At 47.3% G+C, this 6713-nt stretch carries 5 protein-coding genes; 1 reads left to right on the top strand and 4 read right to left on the bottom strand.

The window, feature by feature from the left end:
* Positions 1 to 1416: TraM recognition domain-containing protein (locus QGT73_RS16580; RefSeq protein WP_280123173.1), on the top strand; the 1416-nt coding region annotated here is incomplete at its 5' end.
* Positions 1417 to 1480: 64 nt separating this feature from the next.
* On the opposite strand, the gene QGT73_RS16575 is transcribed toward QGT73_RS16580, so the two are convergent.
* The 4 genes from QGT73_RS16575 to QGT73_RS16560 form a co-directional block, all read right to left on the bottom strand.
* The gene (locus QGT73_RS16575; RefSeq protein ID WP_010801779.1) at positions 1481 to 2086 is read right to left on the bottom strand and encodes an RteC domain-containing protein; all 606 of its coding nucleotides are present in this window, start codon (positions 2084 to 2086) and stop codon (positions 1481 to 1483) included.
* Between the two features lie 251 nt (positions 2087 to 2337).
* Positions 2338 to 2751 (bottom strand): dihydrofolate reductase family protein, encoded by a 414-nt coding sequence (locus QGT73_RS16570; protein WP_010801778.1) that lies wholly within the window; start codon positions 2749 to 2751, stop codon positions 2338 to 2340.
* 283 nt (positions 2752 to 3034) lie between these two features.
* The gene (locus QGT73_RS16565) at positions 3035 to 4357 is read right to left on the bottom strand and encodes a sigma-54-dependent transcriptional regulator (RefSeq protein WP_016270924.1); all 1323 of its coding nucleotides are present in this window, start codon (positions 4355 to 4357) and stop codon (positions 3035 to 3037) included.
* Positions 4350 to 6599 (bottom strand): hybrid sensor histidine kinase/response regulator, encoded by a 2250-nt coding sequence (locus tag QGT73_RS16560; RefSeq protein WP_425278420.1) that lies wholly within the window; start codon positions 6597 to 6599, stop codon positions 4350 to 4352. Before QGT73_RS16560 ends, QGT73_RS16565 begins: the two co-directional genes overlap by 8 nt.
* Positions 6600 to 6713: the final 114 nt, after the last annotated feature.

Raw genomic sequence — 6713 nt, 5'->3', positions numbered from 1 at the left:
AGACTGAATATCAAAACGGAGAGCCGGATACGCTGGAAGGTGTACGTCCGGTTCGGAGGCGAGTATTTGGAAACCGGTCATGATTATATGACACGGCGCCGGGTGCTTAGCCTACATTTCAAATATCCCGACCTCTCTACCATCGCCTATAACCACCTGATGAACAATTCGGAGGGCTACAAGGTGATGCCAAAGTTCTATGTAATCAACTTCGACGACCCGCGACGTTCACATCGGTGCAATCCGATACATCCGGATTTCATGGAGGATATTACGGACGCTTACGAAAGTGCATACACGATAATGCTCAACCTCAATAAAACTTGGGTGCAAAAGCAGGGCGACTTCTTTGTGGAGTCACCTATCATTTTATTTGCCAGCATTATCTGGTATCTCAAAATCTATCAGAACGGTAAGTATTGCACGTTTCCCCATGCCATCGAGTTTTTGAACCGCCGCTATGAGGATATTTTTCCGATACTGACCTCTTATCCCGAACTGGAGAACTACCTTTCCCCATTTATGGATGCGTGGCTCGGAGGGGCTGCGGAGCAGCTCATGGGACAGATAGCGTCGGCAAAAATTCCGCTTTCGAGGATGATTTCCCCGCAGCTCTACTGGGTGATGTCTGACAGCGAGTTTACGCTGGACATCAACAATCCCGAAGAGCCGAAAATCCTCTGCGTGGGCAACAATCCCGACCGTCAGAACATCTACGGGGCGGCTCTCGGTCTGTATAACTCCCGTATCGTGAAGCTCATCAACAAGAAGGGGATGTTGAAGTCGTCGGTCATCATAGACGAGCTGCCGACGATATACTTCAAGGGGCTTGACAATTTGATTGCCACCGCACGAAGCAACAAGGTTGCCGTGTGTCTGGGCTTTCAGGATTTCAGTCAGTTGGTGCGTGACTACGGGGACAAAGAGGCGAAGGTGGTGATGAATACTGTCGGCAACATTTTCTCCGGTCAGGTGGTAGGCGAAACTGCCAAGACGCTCTCAGAGCGGTTTGGTAAGGTGTTGCAGAAGCGGCAGTCCATTTCCATCAACCGGCAGGACGTGTCCACCTCCATCAACACGCAGATGGACGCGCTCATTCCACCGAGCAAGATTTCCGGGCTTACGCAGGGAATGTTTGTCGGTTCGGTGTCCGACAACTTTAACGAGCGCATCGAGCAGAAGATTTTTCACTGCGAGATTGTGGTGGATGCCGAGAAGGTGAAGCGGGAGGAAAGTGCCTACAAGCCTATCCCCGTCATTACCGACTTCACGGACGAGAATGGCAACGACCGCATGAAGGAAACGGTGCAGGCTAATTACAGGCGAATCAAGGAAGAGGTGAAACAGATTGTTCAGGAGGAACTGGAGCGTATCGCAAACGATGATAACCTGAAACATCTGTTGCAGCAGAAGTAACCTATTGGCAATAATGGAAATAAGCGGAACAAGTTTCAAAACCTGTCCCGCTTGTTTTTTGATATCATTTTCTCATGCGTTCCAACTCTTCGTCGCGCAGCATCCTCTCGTTCAGTTTTTCCTGCATCCTGTCGAGGAAGTAGGTGCGGCTTTCGTTCTTCCTGCGTTTGATGTCAACGTAGAAACGGTAGCAGTCCTTTGATTCAATACCGAATATCTTGTAAAGAAGCGGAGCGAGCTGTTTGAGCGGCATTTTGCCGTTGTTGATGCAGCCCATCTCGTCAATGCCGTAGATAAGTTCCACGAGGTCGATGGCGTTGCCCGTCCATTGCAGGAGGTTGGCAGTGTTATCGGTTGTAGTGTTGGCGGATATTAGTGGTGGCACTTGGGACATTGCAAGGAACTTCTGCATCTTCCTGACGAAAGAGAGAGCCTTGCTGACGTATGCGGCAATCTCTTTCCTTTCTTCGGAAAGGTTGCGCACGGGATGGTGTTGTAACTCGATTTCAATGTATGCCAATGCGATGATGGTACGGTTTGCGTCCATGCTGCCATTGCACAGTTCGATCACTTGGGTGGCGAAAGCCATATATGCCGTTTCCATATTGCAGTCGCCGGCTTCGTTTATCAGGCGGAAAAAGTCGGTTTCCGCTAATAAAAAGTAGTTCATGTTCCTGTCAATTTTGAAGTTTTACACTCTGTTTTTCGGTATGCGCACATGAATATTATTGGCAATAAGCGTGGCAGAAAACAGAAAATCCGGCACCCGTTTTCACAAAGCACTGGATTTCAGATGTATAAATCTTGATATTTTTTATCAGGAATGAATTGACGAAGACTTAATTTGACTATAAATTAGACATTTATATAATTTTTCGTAAATTAAAATGTATGACCGGCATACATTTCAGGTGTTCTTATTTATCTGTCAAGGGCATATATGGAACGGCATACACCGTTGGGATAGCTTTTCAGCGAAGCAAGTGTCCAGTGTTTTTCGTAGAGTGCCGACTTGAAGAAATGCCGTCCGGTTCCAGCAATGAAAGGAATGGTGTACAGTATGATTTCATCTACCGCCTGCATACGCAGCAGCCCGTTGATATAGTCCGCCGTGTCAGGTGTCGCTTCCGCAAGATAGCAGGTGTTTGTGCCGTCTTCTCGCCATTCGTGCAGCATAGAGATGGAATAGTCAGGCGTGACACGGTAAAGGGCGTTTTTTCTGATTTCATCAAGACCGCAACGGTCAAGACGCAAATCCTTATGCGCTTTGCCATATAACTCGGAAGAAAGACATCCGTCTATTGTAAGGACGGCAAGAATCTGAACTTTTCCCATAATCGTATCCTTTCGTTAGGCAAGGTGCAAAAAAAGTAGCGTGCAATCCACACTACTTCAAGCGTAGGCTCTGGTAAAGCCCCTAAACGAAATACGTGAATGCACGCTATGCGTAGGCATAGCATAAGCATCACGCAATTAGCTTCGTTTAGTTTCAATTTACCAGATTTACGCTTGAAACTCCTTGCGGTCTTATTCTATATGTCGGCGGCGAAAAGCTCCAGCCAATCGCCGTTATTTCTCAAATGTTCTACAAAGATAGCGAAATTCAGCGAATTACGGGCTATGGTTGCTTGAATTTATATTTAAGTCCATACTCTTCAAGTTTACTATAAAGTGTAGCTCTGCTTATTCCCAACAGGTCGGCGGCGGCACTTCGGTTGCCGTTTGTCTGCTTTAACGCACGCATTATCCGTTTCTTATCCTCCGCGTCATTGCGTAGGGCGAAGCTGACTGGTGAGGTCGGTTTCGTCACGGCAAGTTCAAGATGCTCTTTCGTGACCACACCTTCCTGAGCCTGCAATACCGCTCCCATGATTTTCTGCCGAAGCTCGCGCACGTTGCCCGGCCATGCGTGGGTCAGCAACGCTTTTCTGGCCTCGGAACTGAAACCGCTTACATTACACTCCAGTTCCCTGTTGGCTATCTCCCGAAAGAACTCCGCCAGCGACATGATGTCCTCCTGACAGTCACGCAAGGGCGGCACGGTTATCACGAAGTCTTGCAGACGGTAGAGCAAATCCTGCCGGAAACGCTTTTCACTCACTGCCGCTTCCAGATCCTCGTTGGTGGCGGCGATGATGCGGACGTTGAAACTTCTGTCCGCCTTGTCTCCGACCGGGCGATACTGCCTTTCCTGTATGGCACGGAGCAACATCTGTTGGGTTTCCAATGCGAGATTACCCACCTCGTCGAGAAATAGCGTACCACCTTCCGCCTCATGGAAATATCCTTTCTTGGTACTGTCCGCACCTGTAAACGCGCCTTTGACATGTCCGAAGAAAGCCGATGGCGCAAGTTCTCTGGAGAGAGAACCGCAGTCCACCGCCACAAATGGTTTGGCCGCCCGTTTACTCTTATCGTGCAGGTGGTGGGCGATATGTTCCTTGCCTGTGCCGTTCTCCCCGAATATCATCACGCTCATATCGGTAGCGGCTACCAGCCTTATCCGGTGCATGATTTTCTGAAAGGCGGAACCCTCACGGGCGAACACGGGCATACGGCGGTGTCCCGCTTGTCGTTCTTTCTGTATGGAATGGAGAAGTGGAATGAGTTTGTCTTCCACAAGCTGTTTGGGTATGTAATCCAAAGAACCGAGTTTCATGCTTTCCACTGCCGTATGCACCTCGGCGTAATCGGTCATGATGATGAAGGGTTGTAGTTTCCCCTCCTTGCGCATCCAGCGCAACAGGTCTATGCCGTTGCCGTCAGGCAGACGCAGGTCGGCAACCACTATATCATTATCCGTCCCCTGTTGCAGATGTTTTTTCGCTGTCGATAGGTGGTAAGCCTTTACGGTATGGTAGCCTTCTCGTGCCAGCAGGTTGCAGACATATTCGCAATACACGATGTTATCCTCCACGACGATTATTCTTGTCCTATCCATTTTCGTATTTTCTCCTTTCCTCTTTTGCCTGTCGGATTATTTCCGCTCCCATATTCAATACTGCGGTAACAGCATGGCTTAACTCACTTTCTTCCGGCATTGCCTTTCCATGTAGCACTCCATAAAGTATCCTCAGCGGCTGGTCGGCACGGAGTATCTCCCACGAACTGCGCAAATGGTGTGTCAAGGCATCAAGTTCTTGCAGGTCGTTTCGCGTTGCCGCATCCCGAACCGCCTGCATTTCCTTCTCGGTTTCCGTTATCAGCTTTTCCAGCATGACAGCTTCATTGCCGTAGGACAGCAAAGCAGAAAAGTCCGGTTTACTGTCCTGTGTATTTTTAATAGCGCACTTGTCGGAAACTTCCATCAGCTCCGATATGGAGAACGGCTTGAAAAGGCATCCGGCAAAGCCTCGTTCCAGAAGTTCCTCCACATCGCAGCTGCCCGAAGCGGTTGCCACGACCACTGGGATTGTCTGTGAATTGCCCACGTTGGAAGATCGCAACAGTTCCAGCAACTCGAAACCGTTTATACTGGGCATATTCAGATCCGTCAGCAACAAGTTGTATTCTTTCCGGCGTACCATTTCCATCAGTTCCCCCGTATCGGTGCAAGTGTCGCAGTGTATTCCGTCCTGTGCATACATTTCTTTCAGCATCAGGAGTAGCACCTCATCATTGTCTATGGCGGCAACATTGAGGTTTCTGTCCTTTTGGTGGATACAAGTCTGTATCTCTTTTTTCGGTACGTCTTCGGCTTTCTGCATGGGTATTTTCACTATGAAACGGCTACCATTCCCTTTATCGCTATCCAGCCGTATTGTTCCGTGTAGCATTGTCACGATATTATGCACGATGGCAAGTCCAAGCCCGAAGCCGTCCTTTGCGGCGGCGTTTGAGAGGCGTTCAAATGCACCAAATACACGTTGTTGTTCATCTTCGGTCATGCCTGTGCCTGTATCCTCGACTATCAGTATCAGCACTCCGTCGGTATAGCCGGTAGTTAGCGACACACCACCTTCCTCCGTGAACTTGATGGCATTTGACAGGAGGTTGTTCCCGATTTGGATTATTCGCTCTTTGTCGGTCAGTACAACCGCATCGTTTTCGTTCTTTACGGTCAAGGAAAGCCCCCTGTTCATGGCGATTGGCATGAACTCCGTTTCAAGGGTATGTGCGATTGTTGAAATGCGGCAGGGTGACAGTCTGGGCTGTTCCTTTCCGTTGTCCAAGCGGAAAAAGTCCAGCAGGGTGTTGAGCATATCCCGCATACGGTCGGAGGATTGTTGTATGCTTTGAAGAAAATGCACATTATTTCCATTGCTGCATTCTTTCCGTAACAATTCGGTATAGCCGGTTATTGTCGTAAGCGGTGTGCGCAGTTCATGGGTTATTGTGTGTACTGCCTTCTTTCGTGAAACTATTAAAGCTTCGTTTTGTTGTATGGATTGTTTAAGTTGCCCGATTAACTCCGCTGTTTTGCATTTGTATTGTTTTATTTGTTTTGCATCACGGTATATGGTGATATAAGAAATGATTAACAATAGAAGTACAAATCCTGTCAAACTACCTATTTGCATTAGCGACTCTTTCCTCATCAAGGATATTTTATTTTCCCGATTTTTTAGGTCAATCTGTACCTTTTCATCAATTTGGCGAATCAGTTCTTGCAGTTGTCTGTTAAGTTCCGCATTGTGTTCCGCAAGACTGTCGGCACGTTCTGACAATCTGCGGCTTTGTGCCTTTTGCTCGCTGATTATGTTTTTATTGAGCGAATGAAGCATAGTAGCTGTTGCTGTTGGCTTCACTTCTTCTTTTTTGCCAAATATGCCCAAAAATCCTTTTCGTTTCGGCTTTTTTGGCTGTTCCTGCACACTTTTCTGTGCGATGACCGGTACTTGATCGGCTATCTTCTTGTTAACGGCTTGCTGCTTGTCAAGTATCCGTACAATCGAGAGCATCTGTCGCTCCTTATCCTCTAAAAGATAACGTACACTATCAATCCGCTCTGTCGGATAAGTTCTTCTGAAATTACATAGCATACTGTCTATTGCCATGCGTTTGGCGTGATAGTGTCCTCTTTCATCCTTATTCCATTCCAATACGGTTTCTCCTAATAGAGAAAGTCCTGTCAAATGAAAGTTTAATTCATTTATTTTCTGACGTAATTCATCCGCCGCTTGATTCTCTTTTTCTAATGATTCAAGTTTTTGCCATTCATGCTTATAGCAATAAATGATTATTCCTATAAACAATACTTCGGTTATTTTTTGAGAATTTGTTAACGGCTCCGAGGAGCCAAGTGTTTAATCCGTTAAAAATCTGATGTTTAGCATGAAAATTTAACACTAAAAATT

The organism is Duncaniella muricolitica, assembly GCF_910574735.1.
GTDB classification, from domain to species: Bacteria; Bacteroidota; Bacteroidia; order Bacteroidales; family Muribaculaceae; genus Duncaniella; species Duncaniella muricolitica.
The sequence above is the reverse complement of the archived record's forward strand: the minus strand, read 5'-3'. Positions and strand labels throughout refer to the sequence as shown.

Excerpts from the sequence above, each read along its gene's own strand:
- QGT73_RS16575 (WP_010801779.1), bottom strand. The coding sequence starts at position 2,086 with ATGAACTACTTTTTATTAGCGGAAACCGACTTTTTCCGCCTGATAAAC.
- QGT73_RS16570 (WP_010801778.1), bottom strand. The coding sequence starts at position 2,751 with ATGGGAAAAGTTCAGATTCTTGCCGTCCTTACAATAGACGGATGTCTT.
- QGT73_RS16565 (WP_016270924.1), bottom strand. The coding sequence starts at position 4,357 with ATGGATAGGACAAGAATAATCGTCGTGGAGGATAACATCGTGTATTGC.